Annotated in this window: 16 protein-coding genes; 9 read left to right on the forward strand and 7 right to left on the reverse strand. The window is 65.9% G+C overall.

Going from position 1 to position 15754, the window contains the following annotated elements; genetic code table 11:
• Positions 1 to 38: 38 nt before the first annotated feature.
• Both rlmN and ACQY5B_RS24255 read right to left on the reverse strand, forming a co-directional pair.
• The gene (gene rlmN / locus ACQY5B_RS24250) at positions 39 to 1223 is read right to left on the reverse strand and encodes a dual-specificity RNA methyltransferase RlmN (protein WP_420326965.1); all 1185 of its coding nucleotides are present in this window, start codon (positions 1221 to 1223) and stop codon (positions 39 to 41) included.
• A gap of 145 nt (positions 1224 to 1368) precedes the next feature.
• A complete protein-coding gene (locus tag ACQY5B_RS24255) occupies positions 1369 to 1896 on the reverse strand; it encodes an invasion associated locus B family protein (protein WP_305970178.1) in 528 nt (175 codons plus the stop codon).
• Positions 1897 to 2064: 168 nt separating this feature from the next.
• Here ACQY5B_RS24255 and ACQY5B_RS24260 point away from each other — a divergent pair, with 168 nt between their 5' ends.
• Positions 2065 to 3060 carry an asparaginase gene (locus ACQY5B_RS24260; RefSeq protein ID WP_420326964.1) on the forward strand — a complete coding sequence of 332 codons (996 nt, stop codon included), beginning with the start codon at positions 2065 to 2067 and terminating at the stop codon, positions 3058 to 3060.
• Positions 3061 to 3109: 49 nt separating this feature from the next.
• Here the strand turns inward: ACQY5B_RS24260 and serB are convergent, their stop codons facing one another.
• Together serB and ACQY5B_RS24270 are read right to left on the reverse strand one after the other, a co-directional pair.
• Positions 3110 to 3979 carry a phosphoserine phosphatase SerB gene (serB, locus tag ACQY5B_RS24265; protein ID WP_420326963.1) on the reverse strand — a complete coding sequence of 290 codons (870 nt, stop codon included), beginning with the start codon at positions 3977 to 3979 and terminating at the stop codon, positions 3110 to 3112.
• A 62-nt stretch (positions 3980 to 4041) separates the two neighbouring features.
• A complete protein-coding gene (locus ACQY5B_RS24270) occupies positions 4042 to 5697 on the reverse strand; it encodes a Y-family DNA polymerase (protein WP_420326962.1) in 1656 nt (551 codons plus the stop codon).
• Positions 5698 to 6210: 513 nt separating this feature from the next.
• Here ACQY5B_RS24270 and ACQY5B_RS24275 point away from each other — a divergent pair.
• From ACQY5B_RS24275 to ACQY5B_RS24285, 3 genes are all read left to right on the forward strand, one after another.
• Positions 6211 to 7323, forward strand: a complete 1113-nt coding sequence (locus tag ACQY5B_RS24275; RefSeq protein ID WP_420326961.1) for an S-(hydroxymethyl)glutathione dehydrogenase/class III alcohol dehydrogenase — start codon at positions 6211 to 6213, stop codon at positions 7321 to 7323.
• Positions 7324 to 7494: 171 nt separating this feature from the next.
• Positions 7495 to 8256: an ion channel gene (locus tag ACQY5B_RS24280; protein WP_420326960.1), complete on the forward strand. Its 762-nt coding sequence runs from the start codon at positions 7495 to 7497 to the stop codon at positions 8254 to 8256.
• 44 nt (positions 8257 to 8300) lie between these two features.
• Positions 8301 to 8753, forward strand: a complete 453-nt coding sequence (locus ACQY5B_RS24285; RefSeq protein ID WP_305970242.1) for a GNAT family N-acetyltransferase — start codon at positions 8301 to 8303, stop codon at positions 8751 to 8753.
• A gap of 15 nt (positions 8754 to 8768) precedes the next feature.
• On the opposite strand, the gene ACQY5B_RS24290 is transcribed toward ACQY5B_RS24285, so the two are convergent.
• Together ACQY5B_RS24290 and ACQY5B_RS24295 are read right to left on the reverse strand one after the other, a co-directional pair.
• Entirely contained in the window at positions 8769 to 9359 is a 591-nt protein-coding gene (locus ACQY5B_RS24290; protein ID WP_420326959.1) for a c-type cytochrome, read from the reverse strand.
• On the reverse strand, positions 9359 to 10621 hold the full coding sequence (locus ACQY5B_RS24295) for a PQQ-dependent sugar dehydrogenase (protein WP_305970184.1): 1263 nt from the start codon (positions 10619 to 10621) through the stop codon (positions 9359 to 9361). The genes ACQY5B_RS24290 and ACQY5B_RS24295 overlap by 1 nt, the downstream gene beginning before the upstream one ends.
• Positions 10622 to 10787: 166 nt before the next feature.
• Here ACQY5B_RS24295 and ACQY5B_RS24300 point away from each other — a divergent pair, with 166 nt between their 5' ends.
• Complete coding sequence (locus ACQY5B_RS24300; protein ID WP_420326958.1) at positions 10788 to 11495, forward strand: NYN domain-containing protein; 708 nt, start codon at positions 10788 to 10790, stop codon at positions 11493 to 11495.
• Between the two features lie 110 nt (positions 11496 to 11605).
• Positions 11606 to 11788 (forward strand): hypothetical protein, encoded by a 183-nt coding sequence (locus ACQY5B_RS24305; protein ID WP_305970186.1) that lies wholly within the window; start codon positions 11606 to 11608, stop codon positions 11786 to 11788.
• A gap of 26 nt (positions 11789 to 11814) precedes the next feature.
• On the opposite strand, the gene ACQY5B_RS24310 is transcribed toward ACQY5B_RS24305, so the two are convergent.
• A complete protein-coding gene (locus ACQY5B_RS24310) occupies positions 11815 to 12750 on the reverse strand; it encodes an AEC family transporter (protein WP_305970187.1) in 936 nt (311 codons plus the stop codon).
• A 115-nt stretch (positions 12751 to 12865) separates the two neighbouring features.
• Between ACQY5B_RS24310 and ACQY5B_RS24315 the strand changes: the two genes are divergently transcribed.
• The 3 genes from ACQY5B_RS24315 (at position 12866) to accD (ending at position 15748) form a co-directional block, all read left to right on the forward strand.
• Positions 12866 to 13804, forward strand: coding sequence for a fatty acid desaturase family protein (locus ACQY5B_RS24315; RefSeq protein ID WP_420326957.1), 939 nt, complete (start codon positions 12866 to 12868; stop codon positions 13802 to 13804).
• A 7-nt stretch (positions 13805 to 13811) separates the two neighbouring features.
• Positions 13812 to 14702, forward strand: a complete 891-nt coding sequence (locus ACQY5B_RS24320; RefSeq protein WP_420326956.1) for a CPBP family intramembrane glutamic endopeptidase — start codon at positions 13812 to 13814, stop codon at positions 14700 to 14702.
• Positions 14703 to 14806: 104 nt separating this feature from the next.
• Complete coding sequence (accD, locus tag ACQY5B_RS24325) at positions 14807 to 15748, forward strand: acetyl-CoA carboxylase, carboxyltransferase subunit beta (protein ID WP_305970190.1); 942 nt, start codon at positions 14807 to 14809, stop codon at positions 15746 to 15748.
• Positions 15749 to 15754 lie beyond the last annotated feature (6 nt).

Below are 15754 nucleotides of genomic sequence, written 5' to 3' on the forward strand. Positions count from 1 at the left end.
GGGAAGGTAAAGACCCGACAACGAATTTTTTTTGAGGCTTAGCCCAGACCGGTTTCCTGAGCGATCTGCGCGCGCGACTTGCGTGCCCGTTCCGTGGCGGATTTCAACTGCCCGCAGGCTGCCATGATGTCCTCTCCCCGCGGGGTGCGGATCGGCGAGGCATAGCCGGCCTTATAGATTATATCCGCGAACTTCTCGATCCGGGACCAGTCGCTGCGCTGGTAGGGCGAGCCGGGCCATTCGTTGAAGGGGATCAGGTTGATCTTGGCCGGGATGCCCTTAATCAGCCTGACCAACCGGCGCGCGTCCTCGTCCGTGTCGTTCACGTCCTTTAGCATCACGTATTCAAAGGTGATGCGTTCCGAGTTCGACAGGCGCGGGTATTCGCGCAGCGCGTTCAGTAGCGTTTCGATGTTCCAACGTTTGTTGATCGGCACCAGCTTGTCGCGCACCTCGTCGGTGGTGGCGTGAAAGCTGACCGCCAGCTGACAACCGATTTCCTCGGCGGTCTTGGCGATTTCCGGCACCACGCCAGAGGTGGACAGGGTGATACGGCGGCGCGACAGGGCGATGCCTTCACCGTCCATCGCGATCTTCATCGCGTCACGAACGTTCTCAAAGTTGTACAGCGGCTCGCCCATGCCCATCAGGACGATATTCGACAACAGGCGCGGGCCGCTCTCGCCCGTGCCGGTGCCCGGTTCCGGCCATTCGTCCAGGTCATCGCGCGCCAGCATGATCTGCCCGACGATCTCTCCGGCGGTCAGGTTGCGAACCAGCTTCTGTGTGCCGGTATGGCAGAAGGAACAGGTCAGCGTGCAGCCCACCTGCGAGGAAATGCACAGCGTGCCGCGGTCTTCCTCGGGGATGTAGACCACTTCGACCTCGTGCCCGCCGGCGATGCGGACGAGGTACTTGCGCGTGCCATCGGCCGAAACCTGACGCGAAACCATCTCTGGCAACGCGATCACGAAGTTTTCGGCCAGCAATGCGCGATAGGGTTTGGCCAGGTTGGTCATGGCGTCGAAATCGCGCACGCCCCAGTGATACAGCCACTGCCAGACCTGGTTGACCCGCATCTTGACCTGCTTTTCCGGTGTGCCGGCGGCCAACAGCGCCTCGCGCAGTTGCGGGCGGGTCAGGCCGATGATGTTTATCGGTCCCTCCGGCAGCTTGCGGGGGACGGTCAAGAGATCCTGGGTAATGGGCGTCGTCGCAGTCATGCGAAAAGGCTCCTGTCTGGCGCGAAGCCCGCCGTATACAGGATTCGCAGGCAAAGCCAAAGGGCCGGATGACATTTCGTCACGCGGCCCTTGCTTCTTCTCTCTTCAAATACTCAAGAAACGGCCTTGGGCCGTTCCCCTCCGATCAGGAACAGCGCGCCTCGGCGTCTTCAAAGGCGGCGGTGAACCCAAGCAGCGAGAAGGTGTCCTTGGTGGTGGTCCCGCGAGAGGAGACGGCGGTGATCACCGCGTCCGCGCCGCGCTTCATCGCGGTGATGATCCGGGTGTCGTCCTGCGGGGTGGCCGGCCAGGCCCATTCGCCTTCGGTATAAAGCTCGAACTCGCTGTCGCCAATCACCACGTTGACGGTCGACCCGTCCGCGAAGGGATAGCCGCCGGTAAAGGCGACTTGGCCGCTGACCCCTGCCTCGGGACGGAAGAAGACCATCAACAGGATCTCGCCCCGCGTCACGGCGACCACGCGGCCGTCCTTGGTGTTGACGCTTTCTTTGTAGGTGGTCACGGCCCAGCATTCGCGGGGCGTTTCCTCCTCGAACACCGACCAGTCCGTCATCGCGTCCACGCGCGCCGTACTGCTATCCTGCGCGCCTGCTGCCGCCGCGCTCAGCACAAGGGCGAGCGCGCCCAATCCCCGACCCAGACCTGAAATCATTCCTGCAGCCTCCAGCTGTCTCTACCTCGACTTCCGCACTGGGCCTTGAATGTCCCGGATGGCCCGCACACGAAAGGGTTTTTATCTCGACGGCGGGACAATAGCCTGAAAGAAGTCGGGCGTAAAAGCCCCGGTGGCAGATTATCGCTCAACTGTTGGAGGTTGTTCATGACAGCGGTTCCCCTGGTCGAAATTCATCGCGGACCCGTGATCGAAAGCTGGCATTCCGGGCACGCCGTGATCTGTGACACCGAGGGCGAAATCGTCGATGCCTGGGGCGACCCCGAGGCGGTCATCCTGCCGCGCAGTTCGGCCAAGATGCTCCAGGCGCTGCCGCTCGTGTCCTCGGGCGCGGCCCGGGAGGCCGGGCTGGGGGCAGAGCGGCTGGCACTGGCCTGCGCCTCTCATAACGGGGCGCCGCTGCATGCGCGCCTGGTGGGCGACTGGCTGGCGGAAAGGGGCCTGTCTGAGGACCACCTGCTATGCGGGCCGCAGCCCTCGCGGGACAAGGAACTGCGATTCTCGATGATCCGGGAGGGGCAAGACCCCGGGCGTGTGTTGAACAACTGTTCCGGCAAGCATACCGGCTTTCTGACGTTGACGCAGCACTTGAAGGCGGGACCGGATTACGTCGATCCCGCGCATCCCGTGCAGTTGGCCTGCCGCGAGGCCTTCGAAGAGGTGACCGGCGAAACCAGCCCGGGGTTCGGCATCGACGGCTGTTCGGCGCCCAATTTCGCCACCACGATGATGGGCATGGCACGCGCGATGGCGTTCTTTGCGGGCGCAGCGGGGCGGGGCGATGCGCAGTCTCGGGCGGCGGCGGAACTGGTGGAGGCGATGATCGCACATCCCGTTCTGGTCGCGGGCGAGGGGCGTGCCTGCACCCTGCTGATGCAGGCCGCGAAAGAGCCGGTGGCGCTGAAGACAGGGGCAGAGGGCTATTTCATCGCCATACTGCCCGCGCGCGGCCTGGGCGTGGCGGTCAAGATCGCGGATGGGGCGACGCGCGCTTCGGAATGCGTGATCGCGGCGCTGATGGTGCGGTTGGGGGTGCTGGACGCGAACCACCCGGACGTGGCGCGCTTCCTGAACCCGCCGATTCGCAATTGGGACGGGTTGGTGACCGGGGAAATCCGCCCCGTGGCGGGTCTCGCCGGCTGAACCGGCACCGATGGCATGAGGTCCCGGGTCGGACCCGGGACTGGCGCGGTCATGTGGTGACGAAATCGCCCTTGGCATAGCCCTGCAGGTAGAGCAGGGCTGTCAGGTCACCGTGGTTCACCCGCAGGTCGCTCTGCGCCTGCACCGAGGGTTTCGCGTGCAGCGCCACGCCCAGCCCGGCGCGGGTCAGCATGCCAAGGTCATTGGCGCCGTCGCCCACGGCGATCACGTCACAGGCGGAAATCCCCAGTTCGCCGGTGATTTCGTCCAGCGCCTGGACCTTGGCCTCGCGGCCCAGGATCGGGCGGCCGACCTCTCCGGTCAGCTCACCGTTCTCGATCAAGAGCGTGTTGGCGCGATTCTGGTCGAAACCGAGGAGTGCCGAAACCCGGGTGGTGAAGGCGGTGAACCCGCCCGAGACCAGCACGCAATGCCCGCCCGCCGCGTGCATCGTCGCCAGCAGGGTCTTGCCGCCTGGCATCAGCGTGATGCGGGTCTCGACCACCTTGTCGATGACGCTCTCCGGCAGCCCCTTGAGCAGGGCGACCCGTTCGATCAGGGCGCCTTCGAAATCCAGCTCGCCGTTCATGGCGCGGGCGGTGATCTCTTTCACATGGGCGCCGACGCCTGCCTCTTCGGCCAGTTCGTCGATGCATTCCTGCTGGATCATGGTGCTGTCCATGTCCGCCAGCAGCATCCGCTTGCGCCGGTTCGCCTCTGGCAGGACGTTCAGGTCCGCCATCTCCGCGATGGAGGCGCGGATCTCGTCGAGGTTGCCGGGCGTGGTTTCCAGCGGGAATTCAGCTGCCTCGTCCGGGGAAAGCCAGCTGACCGTGCCGCCCCCCAGCGCGTTGCGCAGGTTTTCGACCAACGCCGGGTCGAGCTGTCCGGGTTTGGCGATGAGAGAGGCGATCTGCATGGGCGGCTCCGTCCTTGGTCGTCGCGTTTTTGTCATGGGCCGGCGCGGATGACCAGTGGCGCTCAGGCAAAGCTGCCCTGGCAGAACCAGCCGGGTGAGGCCATGCCGCCATGCGCGTAGAACAGCCAGAGCCTTTCGCCGCGGTCCGTATCGACTCGCCAGTAGTCACGCGGGCCCGAGCGCCAGTCGGGATCGTCCAGCCACCATTCCGGCGCGATCCGTTCCGGACCCGTTCGGGCGGTGGCCTGCCAGTCCCTTCCGCGCCAGCGAAACCGCTGCGGCGGGCGCGGCTGGTCTGGGGCGGCGACAGGCTCGGGCCGCCAGAGCAGCAGGGGGCGGATTACCGGGGGCGCGGGCCAGTCGCGTGCGGCCTGTGACCAGGCAGCGGCCAGGATTTGCGACGCCTTTTCAGGGATGTGACTGTCGGCAGGGGCGCGGCGCGTGATCGCCTCCATCCCCAGCCGGGCGCCAAGGCGACTGACCAGGTCCTCAAGCGCGGCGCCGCCGTGGATGCGGCGGGTGCCCTGTTGCGCGGCCTCCAGGTGGCCGGCGCGGGTGCGGGCATGGAGCGGTTCGTGCACCACCGCCTCCAGCCGCAGCATGTCGATGCCGGGGCCAGCCTCCAGCCCAGGGATCTTGAGCCTTATCAGGGGCATGAGCCTGTGGGGCTGGTCGCTGGCCACGGCGCTGGTGACGGTCTGCCAGTACATCTGGTGATCGCAGCGATGCGCCTCGATCCGCAGTGATCGGACGCCGCGGCCCCTGGCCTTGAGCGTGGTGCAGAGCCGTTCCGTCATGCGCGAGAGCGCCTCGGCCACGTCTTCCTCCAGCCCGATGGGATCGGGAAAGGACATGCGCAGGGCAAAGCGATCCGGCGGTGCGCTGGGCGAGACCGGTTCGGGCGCGGCGCCGGTGGCCTGGTCCAGCCGATCGACCAGTCCGCGCCCGAACCGGCGTGCCAGCGGCGCGCGGGGCTGACCCAGAAGATCCCCCACGCGGCGCAACCCGAGGCGGGAAAGCTGTTCGATAACATGGGGTTCCAGCCGCAATGCCGCGATGGGCAGGGGTGACAGCGCGCGCCAGCCCTGGCCGGGGGGCGCGATGCGTGTCCTGGTGCCCTGCGCGGCGGAGCGTGGCGGGGCGGTGCCGCCGCGGGTCCAGTGGCGGCGTTTGCCGGCGCGGGCGCGGGTGGCGGGGGCCTCCTGGTCGATGGCGTCGCCGGAGCGGGCGGGGTCTGCCTGTTGCTGCGAGAAACGCGCCAGCGCCCAGGCCGCGCCCAGCGTGTCGGCGATGCCGAAATGCACCGTCAGGCCAAGGTCGGCGCAGTCCTGCGTGGCCTGTTGTGCAAGCTGTTCCTCACCGCCAAAGAGATGCGCGCAGCCGGTCAGGTCGATCACCAGCGCATCGGGCGGCTCTACCGCGACCCAGGGCGAAAACTTGCCCGCCCAGCGGTGCAGGGCGCCAAGAAAGGCTTTCTCCTGAATGGGTTGCGCCGGACGGGTGAGCAGGCCCGCGCACATGGCATGGGCGTCGCGCAGCGGCTGACCGGGGCGCAGTCCGGCTAGGGAGGCGGCCTGTGACAGCGATCCCAACACCTGCGCCGCGCCCTCTTGCGCGACGGTGGCAAAGGGCACTTCGGCCAGGTGAGGCTGGGCGCGGATCAGGCGTTCGGCGCCAAGGCGGGGGAACCAGAGCGAGAGGATACGGCGGTTGGGCATGGGGAGTCGCGGGCAGAATGTTCTTGTTATGTTCTAGCCTTCGCAGCACGTGGAGTCGAGTCCGTGAGGCGGGGTTTCAAGGGCGCACGGTGGGGTAACGGGGCGTACGCCGTTCGCGCAACACAAGACCTTGGGGGCGCGGTGTCCGCGACCACAAGGCGGAGGGCAGGTGTCACCCCGGCCCCGTCGCTGCGAATCGTACAAAACGTACAAAAGGTACGGCGATTCCAGCATTTTGTACAAAACGCGGGGCGGCCTCCGGCGTTGCGACGCGGCGCCGGCCGGAAATCCGGTTAACGGGCGCAAAGGTCGCAGGCCGGACGGGGGAGATCGGCGGCGCTGGTGTCGCATTTGTCGCGTGTCCGGTCGCCCCGTGACCTTTGGGAAACCCGCCTTGGCACCGGGCGTCCGGCGCCGGGCGAAGCGTGCCCAAAAAGGCCCGGCCCGCGCTTGCGACGGCCCTCGGTTTGCATCAGAGTCCGCGCAAATACAAATCCACGAGAAGGATGGACGATGCGCACAAGAGCCGCAGTAGCCCTGGAAGCGGGCAAGCCCCTTGAGGTCATGGACGTGAACCTGGAAGGCCCCAAGGCCGGCGAGGTCCTGGTGGAAATCAAGGCGACGGGGATCTGCCACACCGACGAGTTCACCCTGTCGGGCGCCGACCCCGAAGGCCTGTTTCCGGCGATCCTGGGCCACGAGGGCGCGGGCGTGGTGATGGAGGTCGGCCCGGGCGTGACCTCGCTGAAGCCGGGCGACCATGTCATCCCGCTTTACACCGCCGAATGCCGCCAGTGCGAATACTGCCTCAACCCCAAGACCAACCTCTGCCAGAGCGTGCGCGCGACGCAGGGGCAGGGCCTGATGCCGGACGGCACCTCGCGGTTTTCCATGCTCGATGGCACGCCGATCCTGCACTACATGGGCTGTTCGACCTTCTCGAACCACACGGTCCTGCCCGAGGTCAGCCTGGCCAAGATCAACCCCGACGCGCCCTTCGACAAGGTCTGTTACATCGGCTGCGGTGTCACCACCGGCATCGGCGCGGTGATCTATACCGCCAAGGTCGAGATCGGGTCGCGCGCGATCGTGTTCGGCCTGGGCGGCATCGGCCTGAACGTCATCCAGGGCCTGCGGCTGGCCGGGGCGGATCAGATCGTCGGCGTCGACCTGAACCCCGACAAGAAGGCGATGGCCGAGAAGTTCGGCATGACCGATTTCGTCAACCCCAACGAGGTCGAGGGCGATCTTGTCCCCTACCTGGTCGACCTGACCAAGGGCGGCGCGGATTATACCTTTGACGCGACCGGCAACGTGAACGTCATGCGCACGGCGCTGGAATCGGCGCACAAGGGCTGGGGCGAGTCGATCATCATCGGCGTGGCACCCGCCGGGGCCGAGATCTCGACGCGTCCCTTCCAGCTGGTCACCGGCCGGGTCTGGCGCGGCACCGCCTTTGGCGGCGCGCGCGGACGGACGGACGTGCCGCAGATCGTCGACTGGTACATGGACGGCAAGATCGAGATCGACCCGATGATCACGCACACGCTGACGCTGGACGAGATCAACAAGGGCTTCGACCTGATGCACGCGGGTGAATCGATCCGCTCTGTCGTGGTCTACTGACCGGGACGGCGGAAACCCCGCCCCAGGCTTGTGGAAACGCCGGTCCATGAAGGGCCGGCGTTTTTCGTTCGGGGGGAGCGCGATGCCGGGTCATCGCGCCAGCCCCCCGGGCGTCTTTCCCTTCCCGGAAAACCGTCCTAGTCTTTTGCCCAGACCACCAAAGGACGGCCCATGCGCAACAAGATCCGTGAGCTCTATGTCGGTGAGAGCGACCGGGCGCACAGGTTCCGCTACGCGCTGCTGTTCTTTGACATCGGCACCATCCTCTTCGTGATCGCCACGTCCTTTACCCAACACGGCCCCTTCGTCGAAACGGTGGACGCGGTGTTCGGTGTCATCATCCTGGCGGAGCTCGGCGCGCGGTTCTGGATCTCGACCAACCGGGTGCGGCTGATGACGCGGCTGGTGACGATCGCCGACCTGATCGCCATCGTTTCCTTCCTGGCGCCGCTGGCGGGCGAGGGGCTGGGATTCATGCGGGTGATGCGGACGCTGCGGCTATTGCACACCTACCACCTGTCGGCCCAGCTGAGGCGCGACTTTGCCTATTTCCGCCGCAACGAGGATGTGGTGCTGGCGGTGCTGAACCTGGCGGTCTTCATCTTCATCATGACGGGGCTGGTCTATGCCACGCAGTACACCTTCAATCCGCAGATCCAGAACTATGCGGACGCGCTTTATTTCACCGTCACGGCGCTGACGACGACGGGGTTCGGCGACATCACCCTGCAAGGGGATGTGGGGCGGCTGATTTCGGTCATCGTGATGATCTTTGGAGTCACCTTGTTCCTGCGGCTGGTGCAGGTATTGATCCGCCCCAACAAGGTGCGCGAGGAGTGCGAACACTGCGGGCTGGTGCTGCATGACGCGGACGCGGTGCATTGCAAGCATTGCGGCGCGGTGATCCATATCAGGACGGAGGGGCAGGCGTGATCATACGCAAGGCTGTCGAGGCGGACCGGGCGGCGGTCTGGACCATGCTGGAACCGGTGTTCCGCGCAGGCGACACCTATGCCATCGACCCGGACATCCCGCGCGAAGCGGCGCTGGACTACTGGTTCGGGCCGGAACGGCATGTCTTTGTCGCCGAGGACGCGGGAGAGGCCCTGGGCACCTACTACATGGTGCGCAACCAGAAGGGCGGCGGCAGCCATGTCTGCAACTGCGGCTATGTCACCGCCCCGGCGGCGCAGGGGCGCGGCGTGGCGCGGGCGATGCTGGCGCATTCGCTGGAAGAGGCGCCGCGGCTGGGGTTTCGCGCGATGCAGTACAATTTCGTCGTCTCGACCAACACGCGCGCGGTGGCGACATGGCAGCGCGCGGGCTTCGAGGTGGTGGGGCGCCTGCCCGGCGCCTTCCTGCATCCCGCCGAGGGCTATGTCGACGCGCTGGTGATGTACCGCACGCTGGCGGACAGGCAGGTGGCCTGACCCCTGCCTTACGGCCTAGTCCGCCGGAGGCGTTATCGTCAGTTCGACGGCCGCGTACCAGTCGGCGATCTCGCGAATTTCCTCGTCGGTCAGCTCTGCGGCGACGGCGGACATGATCTCGTGTTCGCGTTTGCCGCGCTTGAAGGCCTTGAGCTGGGTGTCGATGTAGATGTTCGTCTCGCCGGCGAGGTTGGGGGCGTTCAGCAGGAGCGAGATGCCGTCCGCGCCGTGGCACGAGACACATTGCTGCGGGGCGTCTTCGGGGGCGACCCCCTCCGGCAGCCTCGTCTTGACCCCGTGCGCGGCGTACCAGGCCGCCACGTCCGAGATCTGCTGTGCGCTGAGGCCTGCAGCGACGACGCTCATCATCTCGTGCTGGCGCTGGCCGGTCTTGAAGGCCATGAGCTGCGCTTCGAGGTAGTCCTCCGGCTCGCCGCCGATGTGCGGCGCGATGGGGATCGCGGCATAGCCGTCGATGCCGTGGCAGGTGCGGCACATGTTTGCGATCTTGCGTCCGGCGGCAGGATCGTCTGCAGCCGCGGGGAGGACCAAGGTGATCCCGGCGAGCGTCAGCCCGCCGAGGATCGTTGCAAGGATGCGCCGCATCATTCGGCGGGTGCCGGGTTGTAGGCGATGCGCCAGATGGCGCCGGCGAAATCGTCGGAAACGAGCATGGACCCGTCCTTGAGGAAGGCGATGTCCATCGGGCGGCCGCGATATTCGCCGGTCTCTTCATCCAGCCAGCCATCGGCAAAGATCTCTGCGCTGACCGCGTCGCCGTTTTCGTCGAGGCGGGTGAACATCACCCGCGCGCCGACCGGCGTGGTACGGTTCCACGAGCCGTGCTGCGCCCAGAAGATGCCGCCCTTGTAGTCATCCGGGAAGGAATTGCCGCTGTAGAACCGCATCCCGAGATCTGCGGCATGGGCCGTCAGTTCCAGTTGCGGTTCGACGAATTCGACGCCTTCGGGACGCGGGACATCCTTGAAGTCGGGGATTTCGACACGCGCATTGGTCCAGGGGAAGCCGAAATGCTGGCCCGCCGCCGTCTGCCGGTTCAACTCGCCCGGGGGAATGTCATCGCCCATGCCGTCGACCTGGTTGTCGGTGAACCAGAGATCGCCGTTGGCGGGGTTGAAGTCATGACCCACGGAATTGCGGATGCCGCGCGTATAGACCTCTCGTCCGGTTCCGTCCGTGTTGATCCGGATGATGCCGCCGATGCCGATTTCGTCGTACATCTCGACCTTGTCGGCGGGCTGCACGTTGTGCGGCTGTCCCAGCGAAATATAGAGCTTGCCGTCCGGGCCGACGCGACAAACCCGCGCGGTATGGTTGAAGCTCTCCTCTTCCTCGGGGATCAGATCGCCCTTCTCGACGACAACGCCCACGGCCGGGTCGGGCCCTTCGAAAAAGAACTCTGCCGCGGGGAAGGTCAGCACGCGGTTGCGCTCGGCGATGTAAAGGAACCCGTCCGGCGAGAAACAGGGGCCGTTCGGAATGTCGAAAGTGATCGACGGGGCAAAGTCGAAGACCTCGTCGGCCACGCGGTCGCGGTCGCGGTCCACCACCGACCAGACCTTGTCTTTGCGGGTGCCGACGAAGGTCACGGTGCCCTGCGGAGCCACCGCCATCGACCGCGCATCCGGCACGACCGCGTAGAGGCTGATTTCGAAACCGTCGGGGACATTGATGTGTTGCAGGATGCCTTCCAGCGCCTCGGCCCGGTCGCCGTCCTGCGCCACATGGGTGAACGTGGCGTCGGTGCGCTGCATGTTCGTCAGCTTGTCCATGTTGTCCTGTGCGAGGGCCGGCAGGGCCGTCATCGAGGCCAGGGCCAAGGCAGAGGCCAAGTGTCGTGTGGTCATAATTTCCTCCCAATTTTTCAAATTTGGTCGGCTTATCGTTGCGAAATATTGGCGCCGACTCGCGCTAGAGTAAATTGAACGCTCTTCAAGCTGTCAACAAATCTTACCAATTTGGCGATTTTCGTTTGCGATTGCGCCGGTCCCGCATTGGGGTCAGGATGCGCCCATGTCAAAAAACACTCTCCTCGCGGTGCTGATCGACGCCGACAACACCTCGCCGAAATACACCAAGGCGCTCTTTGACGAGATCGCGATTCTGGGCGAGGCCAGCGTGCGCCGCTGCTATGGCGATTTCTCCAGCCAGCAGATGTCGGGCTGGAACAAGGTACAGGCGGATTTCGGCATCGTGCCGCATCACTCGCCCGCCAATACCGTGGGCAAGAACGCCAGCGACATCGCGCTGGTGATCGACGCGATGGACCTGATGCACACGGGGCGTTTCGACGGCTTTGTGCTGGTGAGTTCGGACAGCGATTTCACCCGGCTGGCCAGCCGCATCCGCGAACAGGGGCTGGATGTCTACGGCATGGGGATGCAGAAGACGCCGGATGCCTTCCGCAAGGCCTGCAAACGCTTCATTTTCCTTGAAAACCTGGATTCGGCGCCCGAGAAGGCCCCGGGCGGCAAGCCCAAGGCCAAGACCGATCTGACGCAGGCGCGTGACCTGATCTTCAAGGCGATGGAATCCATCGACCAGGACGACGAATGGTATCGCCTGGGCGATATCGGGCAGGTCATCACCGCCGCCAACCCGGATTTCGACACCCGCAGCTACGGCAAGCGCAAACTCTCGGACCTGGTGGCGGAACTGAAGGTTTTCGAAACCAAGCGCAGCGCCAGCGGCAACCAGCTATTGCTGCGCCGAGTCGACTGAGCGGGATTTCCGGGAACCCGGAGCCCGCCTCGTGCGTTGATCCTGACGCCGTCCCGGAGGAGGCCGGGGCGGCGTGCGCAATCGTCAGGACATCAGAGGAGGATGGACTAATGGATCCAGTCAAGGCGACCGAAATCGCACATGCCCTTTACCGGGCGCATGGGGGCAAGGCCGAGGCGGAGGCCGCGCAGCGCGAACGGGAGTCCCGGGATGCGGGCGACGACCGGGAGGCAGAGAACTGGCGCGCGATCCGGGGCAGCATCCGCCAGATGCGCGGCGCCAACCAGAGCTGATGTAGGCTCCCGCTCTCGCGGCTGGCTCAGGGCCACCAGCTGGTGACCGTGGCGATCACGGCACTGACCGTGACGATGCTGGCGGTGGTGGAAATCAGGATAGAGGCCGAGACGCGCTGCGGCGCGATGCCGTAGTGTTGTGCCAGGATAAAGACGTTGCCCGCCACCGGCAGCGCGGCGGCCGCAACCGCCACCGAGGCGCGGTAGGCATCGACCGGAAAGAAGATATAGACCCCAAGCCCCACGAACAGCGGGTGCAGCACCAGCTTGGCGAAACTCAGCCAGGCGGCGATCTCGATCCGTTCGGCGGATTTCGAGGCCAGCGAGGCCCCGATGGCAAAGAGTGCGCCGGGCGTGGCGGCATTGCCCAGCGTCGTCAGGAAGCTGTTGGCGACCTCGGGCACGGGCAAGCCGCTGGCCGAGACGGCAAGGCCGAGACCGATGGAGACGATCATCGGGTTTTTCAGCAGTCCCAGCAGCAGCTTCCACAGGATGCCCAGCCCCATGTGCCCCTCGCGCGCGCCCGTCACCAACAGCGTCAGGAGCGAGGAAAAGACGATCAGGTCGATGGAAAGGATCAGGATGATCGGGCCCACGGCCTCTTGCCCCAGAAGCAGCGCCAGCATGGGGACGCCGAGAAAGCCGGTGTTGCCGATGGCGGCGCATTGCGCCTCGATCGAGGCGGTGGGCAGGTCCAGCCCGCGCAGGAAGGCCACCGCCATGCCCAGGGCCCAGGTGACGGCGGTGCCCCAGAGATAGGCGCTGGCCAGGCGCGGCTCGAAGATCTCGTCAAAGCGCAGATTGGCCGAAAAGCGGAAGAGCATCGCCGAAAGCGCGAAGAAGAACACGAACTTGGTCAGTGCGGCGCTGGCCTCTTCCGAGAAGAACCGCGTCTTGGCGGCGCCATAGCCCAGCCCGATCAGGCCGAAGAAGGGCAGGGTCTTGAGGAAGATATCCAGCATGGCGCTGCTGTAGCACGGGGAACGGCGGGGTCAACGGCGCAGGCTCCCGGCTTGTTGATCCAATTGGAGGGCGACACCGTTGACAGCCATGCCCCCGGCCCCGGATCATGAGGCCATGACACCGGGAAAGGCCTTTTTGACGACGGAGGAGATTCGCAGCCTCTCGGCCCGTTCCGACCTCTGGGGCGCGGCGTTGCTGGCGCATTGCTGGGGGCTGATCCTTGGCGCGCTGGCGCTGTTCCTGTGGTGGCCCGGCGTGCTGACCTTTGTGCTGGCTTTCATGGTGATCGGCTCGCGGCAGCTGGGGCTGGCGATCCTGATGCACGAGGCGGCACATAACGCGCTGTTCAAGTCACGGAAACTGAACGAATTTGCCGGTGTCTGGCTGTGCGGGGCGCCGATCCTGGCGGATCTGGCCAGTTATCGGCACTATCACCTGATGCACCACCGCCATACGCAGACGGAACAGGACCCGGACCTGCGCCTGTCGAAGCCCTTTCCGACCACCCGTGCCTCGCTGCGGCGCAAGCTGATCCGGGACATCACCGGCCAGACGGGGATCAAGCAGCGGGCGGCGCAGGTGGCCTTTGCCTTTCGCCTTGTGGGCGAGACCGAGGGCGTCAGCAGCCAGGACCTGGCGCAGGCCTTTCACGGGCCGGTGCTGACCCGGGCGCTGGTGGCGAACGTGGCGCTGTTCGCGCTGTTCTGGGCGCTGGGCGGCTGGTGGCTGTGGTTCGCGCTGTGGCTCTTGCCGCTTCTGACATGGTTCCAGATGGTGCTGCGGATCCGCAATATCGCCGAACATGGCGCGACCGAGTTCAGCGAGGATCCCTTGCGCAACACGCGCACCACCCTGGCCGGGCCGCTGGAGCGGCTGTTTCTTGCCCCCTACTGGGTGAATTACCATCTTGAACACCATCTGGTGATGCATGTGCCCGCGCATAACCTGCCGCGCCTGCACGCGATGCTGCGGGCCAAGGGCGTGACGGGGCGGATGATGCTGGCGAATGGCTATGCGCAGGTGCTGCGCGCGGCCTCGGCCCGGACGGCCTGACCGCCGCATGAGCTACAGGCGCCACCAGTTCATGACCTTGCCCGCCGAGGGCCGCGCCGAGCTGTGGCGGCTGGGCATCGGGCTGGTGCTGATCGTGGTGATCTGGTTCGCCCTGGCACGCGGCGTGATCGCGGTGCTGGGCAGCCTGATGGCGGGCGACGCCTACCTGACCTTGCTGGACAACCTGCAAAGCGGCGACACTCCCGGCAGCCTGACCCTTGTCCTGTTGCTGAGCGGGGCCCTGTGGATCGCCGCGATGGCGGTGGCAGAGATCCTGCACAAGCGGCCGGGGCGCAGCCTGATTGGCCCATGGCCGCTGTTCTGGCGCGATTTCCTGCGGGTGACTGGCGCTGTGGCGCTGCTGAACGCCGCCGTGTTGCTGTTGCCGCCCTGGGATTACCTGTCTTCGACGGTACCGGGCCTGCCGGTGAACAGCTGGATGCTGTTCCTGCCGACGACTCTGGTGGTCCTGATCATCCAGACCGGCGCCGAAGAGGTCTTTTTCCGAGGCTATTTCCAGTCGCAGCTGGCGGCGCGCTTCCGGCATCCGCTGATCTGGCTGGGCCTGCCGTCGGTCGTTTTCGGCGTTGGCCACTACCTGCCCGGGGTCTATGGCGGCAACGCGGCGCTGATCGCTGTGTGGAGCGCGCTGTTCGGGCTGGCAGCGGCGGACCTGACGGCGCGGGCGGGCAACCTCGGCCCGGCGATCGGGCTGCATTTCGTCAACAACTTCATGGCTTTCGCGGTGACCGCCCTGCAGGGGGAAATGTCCGGCCTGGCGCTGCGGCAGTTGCCCTTTGGTCCCGGCGACGAGGCGGCGCTTGCGGCGCTCTTGCCGTTGGACCTGGCGCTGATCGGGGTCAGCTGGCTGGCGGCGCGCGTGGCGCTGCGGCTGTAGGGCAGGGGATTGCCTGCGCGGGCAGGGCCACTGGCTTTGGTTGATTGCAATTCCGGGGCGGCTTGCCTATTTCTCGCCCATCCTGGAACCCGCGCGAGCCTTTCATGAACTGGATCACCAACTACGTCCGCCCCCGGATCAACTCGATCTTTTCGCGCCGCGAGGTGCCGGAGAACCTTTGGTCCAAATGCGACGGCTGCGGCACGATGCTGTTCCACCGCGAGATCAGCGACAACCTGAACGTCTGCACGAACTGCGGGCACCACATGCACATCACGCCGCGCGACCGGTTCCTGTCGCTGTTCGACGGCGGCGTGTTCACCGAGGTCGCGGTGCCCGACCCGCTGCCTGACCCGCTGCATTTCCGCGACCAGAAACGCTATCCCGACCGCATGAAGGCGGCGCAGAAGAGCACCGGCGAAAAGGAAGCCATGCTGGTGGCCGCCGGAGAGATCGGGCGCACGCCCATCGTGGCCGCTGCGCAGGACTTCAGCTTTATGGGCGGGTCGATGGGGATGTATGTCGGCAACGCCATCATCGCCGCTGCGCAGGAGGCGGTAAAGCTGGGCCGCCCGCTGGTGCTGTTTTCCGCCGCCGGTGGCGCGCGGATGCAGGAAGGCATCCTGAGCCTGATGCAGATGCCGCGATCCACGGTCGCCGTGCAAATGCTGAAAGAGGCCGGGCTGCCCTACATCGTGGTCCTGACCCATCCGACGACGGGCGGCGTGACCGCGTCCTACGCGATGTTGGGCGACGTGCAGATCGCCGAGCCGAACGCGCTGATCTGTTTCGCCGGTCCCCGCGTGATCGAACAGACGATCCGCGAAAAGCTGCCCGAGGGGTTCCAGCGCGCGGAATACCTGCTGGAACACGGGATGCTTGACCGGGTGACGGACCGCCGCAAGATGCGCGAAGAGCTGATCGTCATCACCCGTATGCTGATGAAGATGCCGCCGGCGACCTGGGGCGACCTGCCCGCGCCCGGCCCGGACGATCTTAAACCCTCCGCCGAGCCGAACGCGGCACTGGACGATTCCGCGGAGTAGTCTCCG

The organism is Antarctobacter sp. (assembly GCF_965277915.1).
Lineage (GTDB): Bacteria > Pseudomonadota > Alphaproteobacteria > Rhodobacterales > Rhodobacteraceae > Antarctobacter.